The sequence below is a fragment of the Agromyces sp. Y558 genome (assembly GCF_059445415.1).
This window is the reverse complement of sequence record NZ_JCAIUH010000001.1, coordinates 2,152,094-2,172,576: the sequence shown is the minus strand read 5'-3', so window position 1 is coordinate 2,172,576 and position 20,483 is coordinate 2,152,094. Positions and strand designations below refer to the sequence as shown.

General features: G+C 66.6%; 19 protein-coding genes. 10 read left to right on the top strand and 9 right to left on the bottom strand.

Features of this window, described 5'->3' with window-relative positions; genetic code table 11:
* Window positions 1-54 precede the first annotated feature (54 nt).
* A complete protein-coding gene (locus AC1C2T_RS10175) occupies window positions 55-204 on the bottom strand; it encodes a hypothetical protein (protein WP_495362434.1) in 150 nt (49 codons plus the stop codon).
* Between the two features lie 87 nt (window positions 205-291).
* On the opposite strand from AC1C2T_RS10175, the gene AC1C2T_RS10170 reads away from it, so the two are divergent.
* On the top strand, window positions 292-1,248 hold the full coding sequence (locus AC1C2T_RS10170; RefSeq protein ID WP_495362433.1) for a GlxA family transcriptional regulator: 957 nt from the start codon (window positions 292-294) through the stop codon (window positions 1,246-1,248).
* Between the two features lie 2 nt (window positions 1,249-1,250).
* Here the strand turns inward: AC1C2T_RS10170 and manA are convergent, their stop codons facing one another.
* On the bottom strand, window positions 1,251-2,498 hold the full coding sequence (gene manA / locus AC1C2T_RS10165) for a mannose-6-phosphate isomerase, class I (protein ID WP_495385190.1): 1,248 nt from the start codon (window positions 2,496-2,498) through the stop codon (window positions 1,251-1,253).
* Window positions 2,499-2,603: 105 nt separating this feature from the next.
* Between manA and AC1C2T_RS10160 the strand changes: the two genes are divergently transcribed.
* The 4 genes from AC1C2T_RS10160 (at window position 2,604) to AC1C2T_RS10145 (ending at window position 7,475) form a co-directional block, all read left to right on the top strand.
* Complete coding sequence (locus tag AC1C2T_RS10160) at window positions 2,604-3,782, top strand: acyl-CoA dehydrogenase family protein (protein ID WP_495385189.1); 1,179 nt, start codon at window positions 2,604-2,606, stop codon at window positions 3,780-3,782.
* A gap of 166 nt (window positions 3,783-3,948) precedes the next feature.
* Window positions 3,949-5,331: an O-antigen ligase family protein gene (locus AC1C2T_RS10155; RefSeq protein ID WP_495385188.1), complete on the top strand. Its 1,383-nt coding sequence runs from the start codon at window positions 3,949-3,951 to the stop codon at window positions 5,329-5,331.
* Between the two features lie 2 nt (window positions 5,332-5,333).
* Complete coding sequence (locus AC1C2T_RS10150; protein WP_495385187.1) at window positions 5,334-6,638, top strand: O-antigen ligase family protein; 1,305 nt, start codon at window positions 5,334-5,336, stop codon at window positions 6,636-6,638.
* A 90-nt stretch (window positions 6,639-6,728) separates the two neighbouring features.
* A complete protein-coding gene (locus tag AC1C2T_RS10145; protein ID WP_495362428.1) occupies window positions 6,729-7,475 on the top strand; it encodes a class I SAM-dependent methyltransferase in 747 nt (248 codons plus the stop codon).
* A 58-nt stretch (window positions 7,476-7,533) separates the two neighbouring features.
* On the opposite strand, the gene AC1C2T_RS10140 is transcribed toward AC1C2T_RS10145, so the two are convergent.
* The 5 genes from AC1C2T_RS10140 to AC1C2T_RS10120 form a co-directional block, all read right to left on the bottom strand.
* Entirely contained in the window at window positions 7,534-8,616 is a 1,083-nt protein-coding gene (locus AC1C2T_RS10140) for a glycosyltransferase family 2 protein (protein WP_495385186.1), read from the bottom strand.
* The gene (locus AC1C2T_RS10135) at window positions 8,585-9,568 is read right to left on the bottom strand and encodes a GDP-mannose 4,6-dehydratase (protein ID WP_495385185.1); all 984 of its coding nucleotides are present in this window, start codon (window positions 9,566-9,568) and stop codon (window positions 8,585-8,587) included. The genes AC1C2T_RS10140 and AC1C2T_RS10135 overlap by 32 nt, the downstream gene beginning before the upstream one ends.
* Window positions 9,565-10,668, bottom strand: coding sequence for a glycosyltransferase family 4 protein (locus tag AC1C2T_RS10130; protein WP_495385184.1), 1,104 nt, complete (start codon window positions 10,666-10,668; stop codon window positions 9,565-9,567). Before AC1C2T_RS10130 ends, AC1C2T_RS10135 begins: the two co-directional genes overlap by 4 nt.
* Window positions 10,668-11,696, bottom strand: coding sequence for a GDP-mannose 4,6-dehydratase (gmd, locus tag AC1C2T_RS10125; protein ID WP_495385183.1), 1,029 nt, complete (start codon window positions 11,694-11,696; stop codon window positions 10,668-10,670). The genes AC1C2T_RS10130 and gmd overlap by 1 nt, the downstream gene beginning before the upstream one ends.
* 89 nt (window positions 11,697-11,785) lie before the next feature.
* The gene (locus tag AC1C2T_RS10120) at window positions 11,786-12,595 is read right to left on the bottom strand and encodes a glycosyltransferase family protein (RefSeq protein WP_495385182.1); all 810 of its coding nucleotides are present in this window, start codon (window positions 12,593-12,595) and stop codon (window positions 11,786-11,788) included.
* Between the two features lie 130 nt (window positions 12,596-12,725).
* Here AC1C2T_RS10120 and AC1C2T_RS10115 point away from each other — a divergent pair, with 130 nt between their 5' ends.
* From AC1C2T_RS10115 to AC1C2T_RS10105, 3 genes are read left to right on the top strand one after another with little or no spacing between them, the layout of a single operon-like run.
* Window positions 12,726-13,688: a GDP-L-fucose synthase family protein gene (locus tag AC1C2T_RS10115; RefSeq protein ID WP_495385181.1), complete on the top strand. Its 963-nt coding sequence runs from the start codon at window positions 12,726-12,728 to the stop codon at window positions 13,686-13,688.
* On the top strand, window positions 13,688-14,437 hold the full coding sequence (locus tag AC1C2T_RS10110) for a glycosyltransferase family 2 protein (protein WP_495362421.1): 750 nt from the start codon (window positions 13,688-13,690) through the stop codon (window positions 14,435-14,437). Before AC1C2T_RS10115 ends, AC1C2T_RS10110 begins: the two co-directional genes overlap by 1 nt.
* Window positions 14,434-14,799, top strand: coding sequence for a DUF2304 domain-containing protein (locus AC1C2T_RS10105; RefSeq protein ID WP_495385180.1), 366 nt, complete (start codon window positions 14,434-14,436; stop codon window positions 14,797-14,799). The genes AC1C2T_RS10110 and AC1C2T_RS10105 overlap by 4 nt, the downstream gene beginning before the upstream one ends.
* Window positions 14,800-14,851: 52 nt before the next feature.
* Here the strand turns inward: AC1C2T_RS10105 and AC1C2T_RS10100 are convergent, their stop codons facing one another.
* Complete coding sequence (locus AC1C2T_RS10100) at window positions 14,852-16,087, bottom strand: hypothetical protein (RefSeq protein WP_495362419.1); 1,236 nt, start codon at window positions 16,085-16,087, stop codon at window positions 14,852-14,854.
* Window positions 16,088-16,331: 244 nt separating this feature from the next.
* Between AC1C2T_RS10100 and AC1C2T_RS10095 the strand changes: the two genes are divergently transcribed.
* Together AC1C2T_RS10095 and AC1C2T_RS10090 are read left to right on the top strand one after the other, a co-directional pair.
* Window positions 16,332-17,903: a DUF2142 domain-containing protein gene (locus AC1C2T_RS10095; protein WP_495385179.1), complete on the top strand. Its 1,572-nt coding sequence runs from the start codon at window positions 16,332-16,334 to the stop codon at window positions 17,901-17,903.
* Window positions 17,904-17,966: 63 nt separating this feature from the next.
* Window positions 17,967-19,520 carry a DUF2142 domain-containing protein gene (locus AC1C2T_RS10090; RefSeq protein WP_495385178.1) on the top strand — a complete coding sequence of 518 codons (1,554 nt, stop codon included), beginning with the start codon at window positions 17,967-17,969 and terminating at the stop codon, window positions 19,518-19,520.
* On the opposite strand, the gene galE is transcribed toward AC1C2T_RS10090, so the two are convergent.
* Window positions 19,517-20,482 carry a UDP-glucose 4-epimerase GalE gene (galE, locus tag AC1C2T_RS10085; protein ID WP_495385177.1) on the bottom strand — a complete coding sequence of 322 codons (966 nt, stop codon included), beginning with the start codon at window positions 20,480-20,482 and terminating at the stop codon, window positions 19,517-19,519. The two genes, AC1C2T_RS10090 and galE, sit on opposite strands and share 4 nt — an antisense overlap.
* Between the last annotated feature and the right edge of the window lies 1 nt (window position 20,483).

The following is a 20,483-nucleotide window of genomic DNA, read 5'->3' as shown; positions in this document are numbered from 1 at the left end:
GTTCCCGCCTTCCGGCGACGGAACCTCCGCGCCGGAATGATCGTATCCGGCGGGTCAGGCTTGGCGTGTCGGCTGGTGTTCGATGTGACGGGCGCGGTCGCGGATCTCGGGGCGACCGTAGCCATCGGTGTCGAGGCGGAGCACGGTGGCGAGGACACCCCAGATGGCGAGTCCCGCAAGGACGAGGAGGATGATCGTGGTCATGGCAGTAAATCTATGACTTGTTAGATCCTGCCGACAGTGGCAGAATAGCCATCAAACGTTCGATTTCTGCCAACCCGGAGGCATCCGTTGCTTCAGACCATCGCCTGCATCGCCATCCCGCAGATGGCCCCGTTCGAGTTCGGCGTGATCTGCGAGGTGTTCGGCATCGATCGCAGCGACACCGATGGTCCGACGTTCGACTTCCACGTCGTGGCCGCAGACCCCGGCCCCATCCCGACGAAGCTCGGTTTCGACGTCGTCGTGCACGAGGGCCTCGAGTTCGCCCGCAACGCCGACCTCATCGCCATTCCGGCCGCGCTCATCGATGCTCCGGTCGACGAACGCATCTCCGAGTTGCTGCGCGACGCCGTCGAGCGCGGCGCCTGGGTGCTCTCCGTCTGCTCGGGCGCCTTCACCCTCGGCCGCGCCGGTGTGCTCGACGGCCGCCGTGCCACCACCCACTGGATGTACACCGACCGGATGGCCGCGATGTTCCCCCGCACCGAGGTCGACGCCGATGTGCTCTTCGTGCAAGACGACAAGGTCGTCACCGGTGCCGGCACTGCAGCTGGAATCGACGCCGCCCTGCATATCGTGCGTACCGAGCTCGGCGCGAGCGCAGCCAACATGATCGCCCGGCGCATGGTGGTGCCGCCGCAACGCGACGGGGGGCAGTCGCAGTTCATCCAGACTCCGGTTGCCGAGTGCCGCAGCGACTCGTTCGCCAAGATCACCGAGTGGATGGTCGAGCACCTCGACGAGGATCTGACCGTCGACCTGCTGGCCCGCAAGGCCCTGATGTCGCCGCGCACCTTCGCGCGCCGGTTCCGGGCCGAGACCGGCACCACGCCCAACGCGTGGCTCAATCGTCAGCGACTGCTGCGCGCCCAGCAGCTGCTCGAAGAGACGTCGTTCACCCTGGAGGAGATCGCGCGTGACACCGGCTTCGGCGCCGCCGCCGTCATGCGCCACCACTTCGTGAAGGTACTGCAGACGACGCCGACGGCGTACCGCCGCCTCTTCGGCGTGCGCGTCGCCTCCTGACGTCAGGCCGCCGGGGACCCTGTCGTCGCGATCCAGGCGATGCCATGGCCGGTGACCTCGAGCACGCCCTCGTCGGGGGTGATGTAGACCGATTCGCCGCGAGCGAGTCGCGCCGCGGCACCCGTCGCGCCGCGCAGCGTGACGCCCTCACCTTCGACGAGGGCGATCGCCGGGCCGTCGATCGTGACGCGCGCGGCATCCGCGCCCGGCTCGACCCGGTAGAGCACGAAATCGGGCACATCGGGGCGAAATACGGAAACCCCGGGTGAGACCTCGACGGGTTCGAGCAGCGGGGGCGCGATGGGCGTGAAGTCCAGCACCTCGATCAGCTCGGTGACATCGATGTGCTTCGGCGTGAGACCGCCGCGCAGCACATTGTCACTCGCCGCCATGAGCTCGATGCCGAGGCCGTCGAGGTAGGCGTGGATGTTGCCCGCCGCCAGGTAGAGCGCCTCGCCGCGCACGAGCCGCACGCGGTTCAGCAGCAGTGAGATGACGACACCAGGGTCGCCAGGGTAGGCCTCGGCGAGTGCCGCAACCGTCTCGAACGAGAGCGCATACGGCGAAGTGAGTGCGAGTTCCGATGCGGCGAGCGCCGTGACCCGTTCGATCACCCACGAGGCCTCTCCCGTGTCGCCGCCGCGCCCGTCGCGCAGCAACCACTCGACCGTGTCGCGCAGCGGGTGCGCACCCGACAGGTGTGCGGCGAGCAGGTCGAGCGCGCCCGGTTCCGGCGCGGGCGTCGCGGCATCCGCTGCTCGGAGCACCTCGAGCACGCCGCGCACCTCATCGAGCGGGCGGAACCCCGAGAGGGCGTCGAAGGTGTCACTCACCGCGACGATGAGCTCGGGCTTGTGGAACTCGTCTTTGTAGTTGCGGTCGTAGGCCGTGATCGGCACACCGTCGGCCTCTTCGAGCGCGAAGCCCGCACGAGCCTGCTCCGGCGTCGGGTGAGCCTGCAACGACAGCGGCCCGGCCGCGGCGAGGAGCTTCAAGAGAAACGGCAGCCGCGCACCCTGCTTCGCGAACCTCGCACCGAGGGCCGTCTCAGGATCGGCGGCGATCCATGCGGCCAGGTCGTCCTGACCGACGGATGCCGCATCGAGCACCCGAGCCGGCGAGCCCGGGTGCGCCCCGAGCCAGAGCTCCGCTTCAGGGCCGCCCGACGCCTCCGTGCCGCGGAAACCCGCGATCGCCGTCGTGGAGCCCCAGGCGTAGTCACGGGGGGTGTTGCCGATCGCCACAAACATGCTCGGGAGTTCCTCTCGGTCGTTTGGGTCAAAACTACCAACGCGGCAGGCCGTAGCGGGGTCGCGGCATAGGCTCGAAGCACCCGACGACATATTGGAGCTGTCATGACCTTCGAGCCTCTCGCGAGCGATTTCTACGCCTACGAGTCCCTCCTCAGCGACCGGGAGAAGGAGGCGCTCGCCGACCTGCGCGCCTGGCTCGAAGCCGACGTGAAGCCGATCATCGGCGGCTACTGGGAGCGCGCCGAGTTCCCGATGCAGATCGTGAAGCCGCTCGCCGACCTCGGCACGCTCTCCTACAACTGGGAGGAGACGAAGCCGTTCGAGAACTCGGCCGTCTTCCGCGGCTTCGTGGCCCTCGAACTCGCCCGCGTCGACCCGTCGGTCGCGACCTTCGTCGGGGTGCAGAACGGTCTCGCCACCGGCACGATCAGCGTGTGCGGCTCGAAGGAGCAGCGCGACGAGTGGATTCCGAAGCTCGCGAGCGGCGAGATCATCGGCGCCTTCGGCCTCACCGAGCCGCTCTCGGGTTCCGACTCTGCGCAGGGCCTGCGCACGACCGCGCGGCGCGAGGGCGACACCTGGGTGCTCAACGGCTCCAAGCGCTGGATCGGCAACGCCACCTTCTCGGACATCACGATCATCTGGGCGAAAGACGTCGCCGACGACCAGGTCAAGGGCTTCATCGTGCCGACCTCGACACCCGGGTACACCGCTACCAAGATCGAGGGCAAGATCAGCCTCCGCGCCGTGCAGAACGCCGACATCACGCTCGAGAACGTCGTCGTGCCCGAGTCGCTCCGTCTGGCGAACGCGCACTCGTTCCGCGACACCGCGAGCGTCTTGCGCCTCACCCGTGCCGAGGTCGCATGGGCCGCGGTCGGCACAGCCGTCGGCGCCTACGAAGCCGCCGTGAAGTACGCCGGCGAGCGCGTGCAGTTCGGCAAGACCATCGGCTCCCATCAGCTGATCCAAGACCTGCTCGTCAAATGCCTCGGCAACATCACCGCCTCGCTCGGCATGGTCGTGCGGGTCTCCGAGATGCTCGACCGCGGCGAGCAGCGCGACGAGCACTCGGCACTCGCGAAGGCGTATACGACGGCGCGCATGCGCGAGACCGTCGCTTGGGCGCGTGAGGTGGTCGGCGGCAACGGCATCACCCTCGAATACGACGTCGCCCGATTCTTCGCCGACGCCGAGGCGCTCTACTCCTACGAGGGCACGCGCGAGATGAACACTCTCATCGTCGGGCGCAAGATCACCGGCAAGGCCGCGTTCGTCTGACAGGGTGGCCTCCGCTCCCTGAGCGTTGTCGAAGGGAGCTCAGCGCGCTTGACAAACTCCGCTTCGACAAGCTCAGCGAGCTCAGGGAATTCGGCAGTCACAGCGAGTTCGACAGTCACAGCGAGCGTCATCCGATCGCAACGCGCCGCGCGATAGCCTGTACCCCATGATCACCGCCCGACGACGCTGGATCGGTGCGTTCGCGACATTCGCGCTGTTCACGTTGCTCGCCGGCCAGTTCTGGCGGAACCTCCTCGGGTGGTGGGGCTTCGGCGTCGTGGCTGCCCTCGTACTCATCGGCGCGGTCGCGCTCATCGTGCAGGTGCGCCCTGCGTGGACCTGGCGCCGGGTGCCGAAGTCGACGCTCGTGTTCGTGCTGCTGGCAACCCTGTCGATCGCCTGGTCCTTCTACCCCGGCGCGTCGGCGCTCGGGGTGGGCATCACCCTCGCAACGACCCTCACCGCCGTCGCACTCGTGCTGTGCCTGAACTGGACGCAGTTCGTGCGAAGCCTCGGCGGTGCGATCAAGTGGGTGCTCGGCCTCTCTCTCGCATTCGAGCTCTGGGTCGCGATCTTCGTCGGCAGGCCGCTGCTGCCGAACTTCCCCGACTTCACCGCCGAGGCCGGTGACAAGATTCCGATGGCGTACTACTGGTCGCGCGGCCTGCTCTTCGCGGGCGGCCCGATCGAGGGCATCGTTGCGAACCGAAACCTACTCGGCATGGTCGCCCTTCTCGGACTCATCGTCTTCGGCGCGATGCTCGCCGCCGGCAGCGTTCGGCGTGCATCCGGTACGGGTTGGCTCGTCGTCGCCGGTGCAGTGATGCTCCTCACCCGCTCGGCGACAGTACTGCTCGTCGGCGTGCTCGTCGCCGTCGCACTCGGGTTCGCCCTGTGGGCCCGGCGAGCCGGCCCCGATCGCCGGGCCGGCGTCTACTGGGCGGCCGGCGGCGCGCTCGCGGCATCCGTAGGTCTGCTCGTCGTGTTCTGGGGCCGACTGCTCGAGTTCTTCGGAAAGAGTGAAGACCTCACCGGCAGGTTCGACATCTGGAACGCGGTCATCGGCCTCGCGAGCGAGCGCCCGTGGTTCGGCTGGGGGTGGGTCGGCTACTGGGTGCCGTGGGTCGAGCCTTTCGACGGTCTCGCCGTACGCAACGGCGTCACCTACCTGCAGGCGCACAACGCGTGGCTCGACGTGTGGATGCAGCTCGGCATCATCGGCCTGCTCACATTCGCATCCATCGTCATCGGCGCACTGTGGCGTTCATGGTTCCTCGCCGTCGATCGACCGATGGATGCCGCGGGGCGACTGCTCCCCCATTCGGCCGCCGCCCTCGTGCCGCTGCTCGTGCTGGTCGCCCTCCTCGGCCAGAGCCTCGCAGAGAGTCGAATTCTCATCGAGAGCGGGTGGGTGCTGCTCATCGCGATCGCCTGGTCGACCAAACGGCGGCAGTGGGAACATGAGCCGCTCCCGGCAGAGCCGCTGCCACTCCCGTTCCCTGAGCCCGTCGAAGGGCGCCCCCGCTTCGACAAGCTCAGCGGGCTGTGACGATGACTCCCGACCCTCGAGTTGCCCGAGCTGCTGTCGCCGTGCGCGAGTTCACGGGCTCGGCGCGTTTCGCGCAGGCCCTGACTCTGCTCGCAGTCGGCCTCGCCTTCTCGACGCACGCGGTGCGCAGCCTCATCGGCACCCCCGGGCTCCTGACCGCGATCGCAGGCCTCCTGGTCCTCTGCGCCGCGTCGCTCGTCGCGCGCTGGCGGGCGGTCGAGTGGTACGGCATCCTCCCGCTCACGATCCTCGTCTTCATCGGCTGGTGCGCGGCATCCGTGATCTGGAGCAATCTGCCCGCGCTCGACTCGATCGCCCGCGTCGCCTACCTCATCGCCTTCGCGTTCGTCGGTGTCCACATCGCGCTCATGCGCGACACGATCCAGATCGTGCGCGCGTTCGGCGATGTCATGCGCGTGCTGCTCGGTGTGTCGCTCGCCCTCGAGGTGATGTCGGGCATCATCCTCGACCTGCCGATCAAGGTGCTCGGCATCCAGGGCGATATCGCGTCTTTCGGTCCGATCCAGGGGATCTTCGGGTCGCGCAATCTGCTCGGTTTCGTCGCGCTCATCGCGTTGCTCACCTTCGTCGTGGAGTGGCGCACGAAGATCGTGCAGCGCGGCCGTGCGATCGCCTCGCTCTCGCTCTCGGGCGTGTGCCTCGTCTTCTCGGGTTCCCCGACGACCTGGTTCGCGCTCGGTGCGGCTCTGCTGGCCCTCGCCGCCCTCTACGGGCTGCGACGCGCCTCGGCGCCGACGAGGTGGCGGTGGCAGATCACCCTGCTCATCAGCGGCGTGGTGGCCCTCGTGACCGCGTGGATCTTCCGCATCCGCATCATCGAGTTGCTCGACGCGCGCGGCGAGTTCGACGTGCGTCTCGATGTTTGGCGGGAGCTCTCCCGCTACCTGAACCTCAACCCTCTGCAGGGCTGGGGCTGGGTCGGTTCATGGCCGGACTCGCCTCCCTACACGTGGATCGAACAGGCCACCGGGCGACCGCAATCGTCGGCGCTGAATGCCTACATCGATGTGTACTTCCAAGTCGGAGTCATCGGGGCGCTGCTCTTCATCGCGCTCCTCGGCGTCGCGCTCGTGCGGGCATGGCTGCTCGCATCGACCCGCCGGAGCGTCGTCTACGTGTGGCCGGCGCTCATGCTCGTGGCGATCGCGGTCACCTCCTTCGCCGAGAGCTTCGCCCTCGTCGAGGGAGGCTGGATGCTGCTCGTGGTGTGTGCGGTGAAAGCTGCGCGGGACATGAGCTGGCGGGATGCGCTGGCGGCCGGGCGTCCGCCGGTGCCGGTGGAGTGACGGCAAGCGACGCTGCCGGCTGCTGAGATTCCCAGGCTGCGCGCACCGGCGATGATGTGCGACGATCGACCAGAGCAACGAGGAGGTGCCATGAGCCTGGACGACCAGACGACATCCGCATCCGGATATACCGAGTGGAAGGGATGGGGTGCCGCCGATTTCGGACGGATGGCACGCGGCGACGCCGACTACTTCTCGCGCGAGACTCGTGAGACCGCGCGCCGGAGGCCGATCGAGCGGGTGCTCGAGATCGGGTACGGCAATGGAGTCTTCCTGAGCTACTGCCGTTCGCGGGGCTGGAACGTCACCGGCACCGAACTGCTCCCCGAACTCATCGAGATCGCGCGTGCTGCCGGTTTCGACGCGTACCCGGCCGATGAGCTCCAGCACCTGCCCGACGGCGAATTCGATCTCATCGTCGCCCTCGATGTCTTCGAGCACATCCCGGCCGACCAGAGCATCGAATTCCTGAAGACCATCGGGGACAAGCTTCGCGACGACGGCAGCATTCTGCTGCGCTATCCGAATGCCGACAGCTGGCTGGGCAACCCGTTCCAGTACGGGGATGCGACACACGTGAATGCCATCGGTGCGCTGAAAATGGAGTACTACGCACGGGAGGCGAACCTCGAGATCCTCAGAATGCGCGCCACGAAACGCCGCGCCTTCCGTACCTCGCTCATTCACGGACTGCACGCTTACACAGCAGGTGTACTCGTCAAGGGAGTGGCCGCCGCCGCGAAGGTCTTGTACTTCCCGAACGTGCGGGTCGTGCTTTCGTCATCAAACGTGGTGGCGCTCTTGCGAAAGAGCGAACTACGGCATCCCCTGCCTTGACGGGTTCGGCGCCGAACCAGCTCACTCGCAGGTCAAGCCATGGCTCACGCGTCGAGCCTCAGACCGGTTGCACCAGGTCTCGAAGGACGTCCTGCAAGCCGAGACCGCACGTGTCGTACCTGCCCGAACGCCACTCTCGCCAAACGGCGGGCACGCGCTGCAACCGCGAACTCGGAAGAGACGCACGCGCGCGCTCGTGAGCAAGTTTCGCCTCGACGTGAGCGACTCTGACTGCAGTCAGCGCGGGGCGAAACGACGACGCCCACGACGCGAGCTGCGTGGCACGCAGGAGCAATCGCGCGTTTCGCTCACGGCGGGGCTCGCGCAAGCGCTTCAGCTTCCCCGCTGCCGACAACGACGACGCGCCGATCTGATTACCTCCGTGCTGCCGATAGTCCGTGAGTTGCTCCTCGACGAGGTCGATCCCGTCGGAGGCGGCAGCGACCACAGCCAGCCACTCGTCGTGCACCCAGGCGGATGGGAAGGGCATGGCCCGCCGCGCGAGCGACGCGCGGAGCATCGCGGTGGCGCCGGTGACGATGTTGCGACGCATCAGCAACGAGAACGCGTCGCCGTCGTGCACTCGCTCGATCTCGCTCTCGCCGACCCCCAACGCCTCGAACAGGGTCTCGCCGGTCGGCGTGCCGCGCTCATCGATCAATCGTGCGTCGCCGTGCAGGAGCTGGAGCGCCGGTCGTCGCGCGAACTCGGTGACATACCGCTCGATGCGTGATGGATGCCAGATGTCATCCTGATCGCACAGTGCGATGAGCTCACCGGCGCATGCGGCGATCGCCTGCTCGAAATTCGCAGTGACACCGAGCGGTGCCGCATTTCTCATGATCCGGAGGTCGGGTCGCGGGCCGCTCCCGGCCGCCATCCAATCGGAAACCGTCCGCTCCACGATCTCGACGGTGCCGTCGGTCGAGGCGTCATCGGACACCACGATCTCTGCGACGCCCGCGGTTTGCGCGAGGATGCTCTGCACCTGCTCCGCGATGAAGCGCGCGCCGTTGTGGGTGCACAAGGCGACCGAGACGCGTGCTGTCGCCGCGGCCGCGGCCGCGTTCACGAGAACACCACCGACGGTTGCACCGATGACGTACGCATCAGGAGTCCGCGCGAAGGAGCTCGAGGTCATGGTCGACCATGAGACCCACGAGTTGTGTGAAATCGACGCTCGGCTTCCATCCGAGAGCACGCAGACGAGTCGGATCACCGACGAGTTCCTTCGGATCTGCAGGGCGGTAGAACGCCGGATCGATGAAGACGAACTCGTGCCAGTCTTCGATGCCGACATGACGGAAGGCGGTGTCGACGAAATCGCGCACGCTGTGCGAACTCCCGGTCGCCACGATGTAGTCATCGGCCGACGGCGCACGCGCGATGCGAACCATGGCATCGACGTAGTCTGGGGCGAAGCCCCAGTCGCGATGCACGTCGATATTGCCCAACGCGAGACGGTCCGACAGACCGAGTGCGATTCGGGCGACTTCGTGCGATATCTTGCGCGCGACGAACGATTGCGGCCGCAGAGGCGACTCGTGGTTGTACAAGATGGCGGTGCTTGCGAACATGCCTCGTTGCCGGTACACCCCGGTCATCTCGTGCGAGAACGACTTCGCCGCCCCGTAGGGCGTCACCGGCTTTCGCGGGGTGGACTCGTTCTGCGGCACGGTCGACGCGTCTCCGAATATCTCCGCGCTCGAGGCCTGCAGGAATCGTACGGCGACACCAGAACGTTCCTCGAGCTTCCATGCCGCATCGAGAATACGGATCGGCCCAACGCCGAGCACGTCCGCTGACTCGGCGGGATACTCCCACGAATGCGCGACGGAGGTGTTGCCAGCAAGGTTGTAGATGTGCGTCGGGACGATCTCGTCGATCGTCCGTACGAGCCCCGCCCCGTCACCCAGATCGCACACATGTGGCGTCACCGTCGGGAACTCGGCCGACAACCGATCGGCGCCCGACCATGAGTGGCACATGCCGTGCACTTCGTGACCCTCATCGATCAGGCGGCGAACGAGGTAGGTTCCGTCCTGGCCGTTCGCGCCGGTCACGAGCACGCGCTCGGAGTTCACGGCCCTCATGCCTTCCTCCGTGCTGCGTCCGCGTAGGCGGTCAGGTGCACGTCGCGGCACTTCTCCCAGGTGAACGACCGGGCCTGGTCGACGCCCAGTGGGGCGAGGCGCGGCGCCTGCGCGAATGCCTCCTCGATGCCGGCCGCGATCGACTCCGGCGATCGCGGCTCGAAGAGGATCGCGGCGTCTCCGACCACCTCGGGCAGGGAACCAGCGTTGGAGACCGCCACGGGGCATCCGGATGCCATCGCCTCGAGCGGCGGAAGGCCGAAGCCCTCGTAGAGACTCGGGAACGCGAGCGCTCTCGCTCGCCGGTACAGGTCCCTGAGTTCCTCGTCGGAGACGAGGCCGCGTCGGTCGACCCAGGCAGGGAGTTCGCCGAGGGTATCGAGTGCACCGCCCGTGAGAACGAGTCGCATTTCGGGATGATCTCTTCGCACGATGCGCATCGCGTCGATCAGGCGAGCGTGGTTCTTGTGCGCCCATCCCCGTGCAGGATAGAGGACGAAGTCCTCGCGTGCTCCGAGGTTCGGTGTGAACCGTGTGGTGTCGACGCCGAGGTGGGCGACGTGGATGCGCTCGGCGTCGACCCCGAGGAGTTCGACCATCCGCAGCTTCGCGAAGTGGCTGATCGTGATGACGGCGTCTGCTCGCTTGGCGAACCCTTCGTACGCCATCCGGCGGTACCCCAGCTCTGCCTTGCTGAACATCTGGGGAAGCTCGAGGTGCTGCACATCGAGCAGAGACTGCACGGATGCCTGTGTGCGAGCCGGTCTCGGCGCCGGGACGGTGAACGGGTAGTGCACCACGTCGGCGTCCGACATCATCCGGCGGAGTTCCCCCGTGCGACGCGTCAACGTCACCACGGTGCGCAACCGATCGGCGCTCGACCCGCCGCCTTGGAGACCGGTCACGACACGCTCGGGTAGTCCGCCGCCGAGTCCCTGAGCCGCTTCTGGAATGAAGGCGGTCGCCGAAACCTCGTCTGTCGCGGCGAGTTGACGCGTCAGAGCCCGCGCGTACGTCTCACTGCCGCCCATACCGCCGGGCACGACCGTCAGCATCGAGAGGGCGATCTCGAGTCGTGGGTTCTCCGGCCCCCCGCGCATCACGCGAACTGTACGCGATCGATCCAATGGGTGCCGCTCGCGTCGAGTGCCGCGACGTCGGCATCGACCATGATGCGCGCGAGTTCGGGGGTCAAGGTCTTCGGAACCCAGCCGAGGAGGTTCTTGGCCTTCTCTGCGCTGCCGACGAGGGCGTCGACTTCAGTCGGACGCAGGTAGCGCTCATCGAAGCGCACGTACTTCTCCCAGTCGAGGCCGACGTGCTCGAACGAGAGTTGGAGGAAGTCGCGCACCGTGTAGTTCGTGCCGGTCGCGACCACGTAGTCGGTCGGCTCGTCGTGCTGCAGCATTCGCCACATCGCCTCGACGTACTCCGGTGCATAGCCCCAGTCGCGCACGGAATCGAGGTTGCCCATGTAGAGCTCTGTCTGGGTCCCGGCCGCGATCCGAGCGACCGCACGGGTGATCTTGCGTGTGACGAACGTGTCACCACGTCGTGGCGATTCGTGGTTGAACAGAATGCCATTGACCGCGAACATCCCATAGGCCTCGCGATAGTTGCGCGTGATCCAATACGAGTAGACCTTGGCGACACCGTACGGCGAGCGCGGGTAGAAGGGCGTGTCCTCGTCTTGGGGCGGCGGCGTCGCGCCGAACATCTCGGAGCTGCTCGCCTGGTAGAAGCGGCAGTGCAATCCGGTCATCCGAATCGCCTCGAGCAGTCGCGTCGAGCCGAGTCCAGTTGCGTCGCCGGTGTACTCGGGCTCGTCGAAACTGACGCGAACATGAGACTGGGCCGCGAGGTTGTACACCTCGTCGGGTCGGATCTGGTCGAGCAGCGTGACGAGCCGGGATCCGTCGGTGAGGTCGCCGTAGTGGAGGAAGAGCCGAGCGCCGGACTCGTGCGGGTCCTGGTAGATGTGATCGATGCGACTCGTGTTGATGGTCGACGAACGTCGGATCAGACCGTGCACCTCGTAGCCCTTCGCGAGCAGGAGCTCTGCGAGGTAGCTGCCGTCCTGTCCCGTGATGCCGGTGACAAGGGCACGCTTGGGCTGCGTTTCGGTCATGTGTTTACTTCTCCACGAGGTTGGTCGGCACGGGTCGGCCCGGCTGGCAAGAGCGCGATCAGCTTAGCGCAGGGCCGCGGAACGGTCGTTCAGCCGACTTGTGCGACCGCGGCGTCGGCGAGCAGCTGACGCGCGCGATTGCTCACACGTCGTGCCGCGAAGGCGGACGCCCACCGGATCGGCATATTCCAGATCGGGCTCAGCGGCCGGAGCCAAGCCGGAAGATGCCGGCGCTTGACTGCTTCCGACTCGCTGCTGGAATTCTTTCGACCCGCGACGGTCAATGAATCAGGGTGCCAGCGGAAGGCGGAGACGGACTGCCGCGTGAAGACGAACGAGCCGTAGTCGCGGAGCTTCAGGAAGGCGTCGAGATCCATCGCGTACTTGAGCGACGGATCGAAGCCGTCGATGTCGACGAGGGCGTCGAGCCGGATCATGGTTCCGGGGTGAGGGATCAGGTCCGGCCCCCAGGGCAACAGGAACTGGGCGAGCTTCCCGGCGTTGCTCGTCGCGATCGTGGTGCCGTTGGGGTCGATGTAGTCGCAGCCGCCATACGCCAGCACCGCGTCGGGCGCCTGGTCGAGCAGGGCCTTGAGCCTCGCGAGGCCCCCTGGTCGGAACAGGTCGTCGTCGCCGATCCATGCGTAGAAGCGCTCCACGGTGCGCTCGGCGAGGCCGCGGTTGATGGCATTCGAGATCCCGGTCTTCGGATCGGCTACGACGACGGCGCCGGCCTCCTCAGCCATGCGCCGCGCCTCGACGGCCTCGTCGGGCAGGATGACGACGAGCGTCAGCGCGACCGTCTCGCGCTGCTGCTCGATCGTCGCGAGCGTGAGGGACAGCATCTCGATGCGGTCGCCAAGTGTGGGAAGGATGACGAGCACGTCGGGTTGAGGCATGAACACGTACTTTCGACCGGGTGGCAGTTGTTACCATGCAGGGACGAGAGAATGCCCGCCCCGCGCGGATTCTCATGGCGGACGATGAGTTGAGTCCGAAGAACCACGAGCTCAAGCGAGTATAACGAGAATGAATTCCAACCAACCATTGGACAGAGACGCGCGCGTCTACATCGCCGGCCATCGAGGCATGGTCGGATCTGCCATCTGGCGCCTGTTCGAGGCCGAAGGCTTCACCAACCTGTTCGGCGCGACATCTGCGGAGGTCGACCTCCGTGACCGCGACGCGGTGTTCGACTATGTCTCGAACATCGAGCCCGACGTCGTCATCGATGCGGCCGCACGAGTCGGCGGCATCCAAGCGAACAATACCTACCCAGCCTCGTTCCTCAGCGACAACCTGCAGATTCAGGTGAATCTCATGGATGCGGCCAACGCTGCCGACGTCGACAGGCTGCTCTTTCTGGGTTCTTCGTGCATCTACCCGAAGTTCGCCGAACAGCCGATCAAAGAGAGCTCGCTGCTCACCGGCGAGTTGGAGCCGACGAACGACGCGTATGCGATCGCGAAGATCGCAGGCATCATGCAGGTGCAGGCGGTTCGGCGTCAGTTCGGGCGGCGATGGATCTCGGCCATGCCCACGAACCTCTACGGCCCGGGCGACAACTTCCACCCCGAGAACTCGCACGTGCTCCCGGCTCTCATGCGTCGACTGCACGAGGCGAAGTCGACCGGCGCAGATGACGTCGTCATCTGGGGCACGGGAACGCCGCTGCGCGAGTTCCTGTATGTCGAAGATCTCGCGCAAGCGTCGCTGTTCCTCCTCGAGAACTACGACTCCCCCGAGACCATCAACGTCGGCGTCGGGAAGGATGCGACCATTCGTGAGATCGCCGAGCGCGTCGCCGAGACGGTCGGGTACACGGGCAGCCTTTCCCAAGACACCTCGAAGCCCGACGGTACTCCTCGGAAGCTCCTCGACGTCGGCCGCATCAACGAGCTCGGCTGGTCTGCACAGACGACGCTTCGCGACGGGCTCGAGCGGACCTACGAGTGGTACCAGGCGCATCACGACACCCTGCGCAACAAGTGATGATCACGCCCGCCAGCGCGCTCGAGCAGACGTTGATCGTGATGCCCGCGTTGAACGAGGAGGAAGCGGTCGGGCAGGTCGTCGCAGAGGTCTTCGCGAAACTCCCCGGCGTCACCGTCGTGGTCGTCGACGACGGCTCGGCGGATGCCACAGCGCAGGTCGCGGCCTCGGCGGGGGCGATCGTCATCAGCCTCCCGTTCAATCTCGGCGTCGGCGGCGCCATGCGAGTCGGCTTCAAGTACGCGCTCGCGAACAAGTTCAGTTATGTCGTCCAAGTGGACTCCGATGGCCAGCATGACCCTGCCGGTGTTCCGGCACTGCTCGCCGAGCTCCAGACAGGCGCAGACGTCGCGCTCGGGGCACGATTCGCCGGAGAAGGCGACTACGCGGCACGTGGGCCCCGCCGCTGGGCGATGAACGTCCTGGCCTCGACGATCAGCCGACTCGCGGGTACCCGACTGACCGATACGACCTCCGGGTTCAGAGCGTCGGGCCCGCGGGCCATCGACCTGTTCGCGCGGCATTATCCGGCGGAGTACCTCGGCGACACGATCGAATCGCTCGTGATCGCGCTCCGCGCCGGCTGCACAGTACGACAGGTACCCGTCGCAATGCGCGCACGCGCGGGCGGCGTTCCGTCGCACAATCCGATCAAGGCGACGGCATACCTCGGCCGAGCCGGCATGGCCCTGCTCGTCGCGCTCATTCGGCCGAAAGCCGAGCTGACAGAGAGGGCCATCCTCACGTGAGTGTCGCCAGCTATATTCTCGGAATCCTCGCCGCCCTCCTCACCCTCGGGGTCGTCATCGAGATGCTCCGACGACGGCGCCTCCGAGAGCGTCACGCAGTGTGGTGGTTGATCGCCGGCACACTCGCGCTCATCATCGGCATCTTCCCCAGTGTGCTCGAGTGGGCATCCCGGATGGTCGGCGTCGAGATTCCCACCAATCTCGTGTTCTTCGTGAGCCTGGTCGTGCTCTTCCTGGTGTGCGTTCAGCACTCTGCAGAGCTCACGCGGCTCGAAGACAAGGTTCGGATCCTCGCCGAGGAGTCGGCGCTCACGGAGCTCCGCGTCTCGCGGCTCGAGTCCGTCGACGACGGTTCCAAGTGACGGACGGCGGCCCGCCCACTCGATGAAGCGAGCAGGGCGGGCTCGCTCCGGCTCACCGACCGGCGGCGCCGCGACGGACCAGCAGGTAACCGCCCAGATGCACGGCAAGTCCGCTCAACGGTCCGATCCACAACGCGAGCAGTGATCGCTCGGTCACATCGAGCGGGACGAGCAGTAGCCCGACCGTGACGAGAGCCGCTGTCACCCAACCAGCGGTGAACAGGAGATGGTGCCCGGCGGCGAGAACGAACGGCCCCGTCGCGCAGAGCGACGCGACCGCCGCCGCTGAGGCCACGAGCGACGCCAGGACGGCTGGTGGGAGTACGAAGCCGGCATCGAAGAACGTCGTGAGGGCCCATTCGCCGAAGAGCCATGCTGCCAGGGCCAGCACACCCGCTCCCACAGCGACGATGCCGATGATCACGGACAACTGACGTCCAGCCGTCTCGGGACTCGCCCGGAATCGTACGATGAGGTAGCTCTGCAAGGCGAGTACGACGACGACGATCGGAGCCCGCGTCAGGTTCGACGCGAAGACGATCGCCGCGACGGCCTGCGACGAGTCCGCCCCCGATGTTGCGCTCAGGAACAGCGGGAACCCGCTGATGAGGATTCCGGTTGCCGCCGCCCCGATGACCGTATGGCCGACGTTGCGCACCAGCCCCCTGTATCCGACGTCGAGTCGGAACCTTCCGACGACCTGACGTCGCACGAGTGGCCAGACGATTGCCGGAGCGATGACGAACGGCGCCGCGATCGCCCATGCGATCACCGTCATATCGGATGTCACGAGGAGCGTCGCGGAGACCAGGACGAGTCGAAGCACACCGTCGAGGATGACGAGGATCGCAATTGGCCGCCACAGCCGCAATCCGTACAAGGTCCCCGCGAGCACAGCGAGTACGACGTAGGCCGCGAGGCCGACCGCCAATGGCCACACGAGGCTCCACGCGCCCGCCCCGAAGACCAGCGGTCCCCACAGGATGGCGGAGAGAACGAGAGCGGCGAAGACCACAGCGGCCGCACCCACTGCGAAGTTCCGTGCGATGGGGCTGGTCGAGGCCGTGTCCGTCGCGTTCGTCGCTCGGGTCACCTCCTGTTGGACGCCCGAAGCCGCGCTGATCATGAGATAGAGCGCTGACCAGAAGACCGCGAACGGCGCGTATCCGGCCGGCCCGAGTTGTGCGCCCGCGAAGGCGGTGAGCACATAACCTGCGCCACCGCCGATCGCAGTGGCGACGAGGATCTGGACGGCACCGCTCGCTGTACCGCGGGACCTCTCAGGCATCCGTTTCCCTTCCACGCCCGATGGTCGTGCGATCTCAGAGTGGCGATCCCGCTCACGCCTCGTAAGTCGCGCTCGCCTCGCAACAACTTTAGTCGTACGCGGACGGAGCTCGACGGCGCAGAGGACCGGCAGGAGGCGAGGAGGTGCGCTGCAGGAGGCGGGCGCACCAGAGGCTTCGGCGCACCGTACACTGTGAGTCGCCCAGCGCTCGCCAACCGCTGCCTCGAATTACGAAACAGGAACGATGAGCCCCCCTCCAGCCACTCTCGCCCCCGCCCCGCCTCGCCGACCGGTCAGGGTGTTCCTCCTCTCGTTCGCGACGCTTCTCGTCGCGATGACCGCTTGGAACCTCGCGTCTCCGATCGCTTCGGCTCCCGATGAGCCGTCCCATTTCATCCGGGCGGCCGCGGTCGTACGCGGGCAGGTCTCGACGGGTGCGTGGGCAGAGAACCCGTCGATGACGAGCGCCGAGGTGCCCGCGTCTGTCGCGCAGACGCACGAGATGACGTGCTACGCGTTTCGTCCCGAGATCTCAGCTGCCTGCATCGCACCGGTCGAGGGTGATCCGAACCGCATGGTGACGACGGGCACGACTGCCGGCGTCAACAGCCCTGTCTACTATGCGATCGTCGGACTCCCGAGCCTGTTCATGGACGGGCTGCCGGCCCTCTACGCCATGAGGGTACTGAGTTCGATCCTCTGCGCCGCCGCCCTGGCGCTGATGTTCTCGCAGCTTTCGCGTCTGACCACGTCGCGTTGGTCGATCATCGCGGGCTACGTCGCCGTCACGCCGATGGTGCTCTACCTGTCGGGGTCGTTGAATCCGAACGGACTCGAAGTCGCCGCAGCGGGCGCACTCTTCGCATCGCTCGTGGCGACTCTCCGAGTCCCGAGCGGAAGATGGGCGCTCCGCGGTCAGGGTCTCGCGATCGTCGTCTCGGCAGCGTTGCTGCTCAGTACGCGGAGCATCGCATCCCTCTGGGTGCTGATCATCGTCGGGGCCGCGTTCGCTCTCGCGGACGGGGTCGTCGTTCGAGGGCTTCTGCGACGCCCCGCAATCTGGGTGGCCGCGGCGGCAGCGGCACTCGCAGCGTTTGCGACCGCGGCCTGGTACACGATTCCCGTCGCGGGCGGCGGGCAGACGTTCGCCGGGTCCGGGACGAATCCGATTCTCGCCTTCGTCACGATGCTGTCCGACACCTTCGACTTCGCCGACGACTACGTCGGGTGGTTCGGGTGGGTCGACACCCCGTCGCCGTCCTACAGCCTCGTAGTGTGGTTCGCAGCCATGGCTGCCTTGGTCGTGTACGCAATCGCACACGCGGATCGACACGGGCGGATCGTGGTGCTCTCGCTCCTCGTCGTCTTCGTCCTCGCACCGGCGATCATCCAAGCCGCTCTCGTCGCGACATCCGGGTACATCTGGCAGGGCAGGTACATGCTCGCCATCCTGCTCGTCCTGCTTGTCGCGTGCGGGATGGTCATCGACGGGAAGGAGGGCGCTGCGCCGATCGCGCCACCCGCCCTTCGCCGCACGATGCTGATCGGGATGGTCCTGCTCTCGGTCGGCCACATCACCTCGTTCGTCTGGGTGCTTCGCCGTTACGTCGTGAGCATGGCCGGCTCGCCTCGCGATCTGCTGCTCGCCCCTGCATGGCAGCCGCCGCTCGGCTGGATCGGGCTGAGCGGATGCTTCGCTGCCGCGGTGATCGTCGCCGGCTGGGCCGTATATCGGTGGATCGTCACGGAACGGGTGGTCGAATCCGACCTCTCCGCTGAGACGGTCGTCGAGGCGGGCGCTCGGCAACTAGCGTGACCCGAAGATAGACTTTCCGGGCATCTCGCTCGGCGTGGATGACGACCGACCCGTTGAGGAGCCATGATCCAGTCCGCACCGCATCCCGATGCACACACAGCCGCGGCTCACGTGGCGACGCGTTGGCGGACCTTCGGCGTCGCCTTCCTCGCGATCCTCCTGCCCATGCTCATCTGGACGCTCGCATCTCCACTGATGTCCGCCCCCGACGAACCGTCGCATGCGATCAGGGCAGCGGCCGTCGTGCGAGGCGAGGTCACCAACGGACCTTGGTCGGAAGCCCCCGCGTTGATGGCAGCCAATGTGCCTGCGGGTATCGCGCATGCGCACTTCATCGCCTGCTTCGCGTTCGAACCCGAGGTATCCGCGGATTGTCCGGAGACATTCACCGGCGACCCGACCGAGATCGTCGAAACCGGCACGTCGGCCGGCGTGAACTCCCCCGTGTACTACGCCATCGTGGGCCTTCCGTCCCTCTTCCTGAACGGCGATGTGGCGCTGTACGGCATGCGAGTGGTCAACGCGCTGTTGTGCGCAGCACTCCTCGCGGTGATGGTCATGCAATTGCGGACCCTCCCGTCGTCGCGATGGGCGATCCTCGCATCAACGGTCTCCATCACGCCGATGGTGCTGTTCCTGGGGGGAGCGATCAATCCGAACGGCGTCGAGGTTGCCGCGGCAGGAGCATTGTTCGCAACGCTGGTCGTCACCTTCAGGACGCACTCCAACCGCGCGCTGCTCTGGGAGCGAGCAGCAACGACGGTGGTCGCGACGACGCTGCTGCTCAGCACACGGAACATCGCGCTGCTGTGGGTGCTCGTGATCGTCGCGGCAGCCTTCATCGTCTCGCGTGGCGCACTGCTCATCGCGTTGCTCCGACGACCTGCGACCTGGGTCACCGTCGGGGCAGCCGCGTTGGCAACGGTGTTCACACTTGCGTGGTATCTCCGGAACCCGACGGCGTCGACGGCAGCGACGAACAGCCTCCCACCCCGTGAGGCCGCCGCGACGACGTTCGCCCGTACGCTCGACTTCGGCCAGGCATGGATCGGCTTGTTCGGCTGGGTCGACACCCCGGCTCACTCACTCGCGATCGCCGCCTGGTCCCTCGCGATCGGGGCGATCGCGATATCGGCGATCGTGTGGTGTCGACCCCGCTTCCGATGGATGCTGGCCCTCTTCCTGGCCGTCATCGTGTTGACGCCGCCCATCACGGCGGCCGCGGTCGCGTCCCAGCTCGGCTACATCTGGCAGGGCAGGTACACGCTCGCGATGGTGCTGTGCCTGATCGTCGCCTGCGGTATGGCACTCGATGATCGGTTCCCGAAACCGTTCTCGCGCTACTGGTACCGCCCCGTCGTCGTGCTTCTCTGGGTCTTGGCTGCTGCGCACGTCGCCACGTTCGTCAGCATGCTGCGGCGGTACGTGACCGGAGTCGACGGCACGGTCGTCGGATTCCTCGTCGACCCGCAGTGGCAACCACCGGGCACCTGGATCGGTTTGACCGTGGTCTTCGCACTGGTCGTCGCTGCGGGCACCCTGCTCGCTGTGCGCACGGCGGCGCCGCGAGAAGTCACGGTGCAGTCAGCCGCGACGCCGGTGAACCCACCCGTCTAAGGCTGTACGGCCAGCCACACGGACTCGACGATGCTCTCGATCGTACGCGAGGCGCGCCATCCGATGACCTCGTTGATTCGGTCGGGAGAGGCGACGACCCAGGCCGGATCACCGACCCGACGTGCTCGGATCTCGGGACGGAGGTCGATGCCGGTGACCTCGCCGACGATACGGATCACGTCGCGGACGCTCGTGCCCACTCCGGTTCCGACATTGAAGACGTCGTGTCCCGTCACCATGGTGTCGAGGTGATCGAGCGCCGCGATATGCGCTTCGGCGAGGTCGAGCACGTGCACGTAGTCGCGCACGCACGTGCCGTCGGGCGTGGGATAGTCGTCGCCGAAGATCTGCGGATGGCCGCCGTTGCGGATGCTCTCGAAGACCTTCGGGATGAGGTTGCTCGCCCCCCGATCAGCCAACACGTGATTGGCCGCACCGCCGACGTTGAAGTACCGCAGACTCACGGCGCGCAAGCCGAACGACCGCGAGCACCCCGAGATGAGTTGCTCGCCGTGGAGCTTCGTCTCGCCGTATGGATTCACGGGCCGGGTCGAGTCGTTCTCGGTGATGGCCGAGCCTTCGGTGAGGCCGTACACAGCGGCCGACGAGGAGAAGACCAATCTGTCGAGGCCGGCGGACTCCATCGCCTGCACGAGTGAGACGAGGCCGCCCACGTTCTCTGCGTAATACCACGCGGGGCGAGCGACCGACTCCGCGACATCCTTCCGGGCGGCGAAATGCATGACCGCCTCGATGCCCTCGGCCTCCAGCAGCGCGGCCACCTGCGACGCGGCATCCGGACCGGTCAGGGAGATTCTGTGCGCCTCGCCACCCTCGAGCCGTTGGCTGAGCCCCGAACTGAGGTCGTCGACCACCACGACGTGGTCGCCCCGCTCGCGGAGCAGGTGAACGACATGGCCGCCGATGTATCCGGCGCCCCCGGTGACAAGTATTCGCACCATG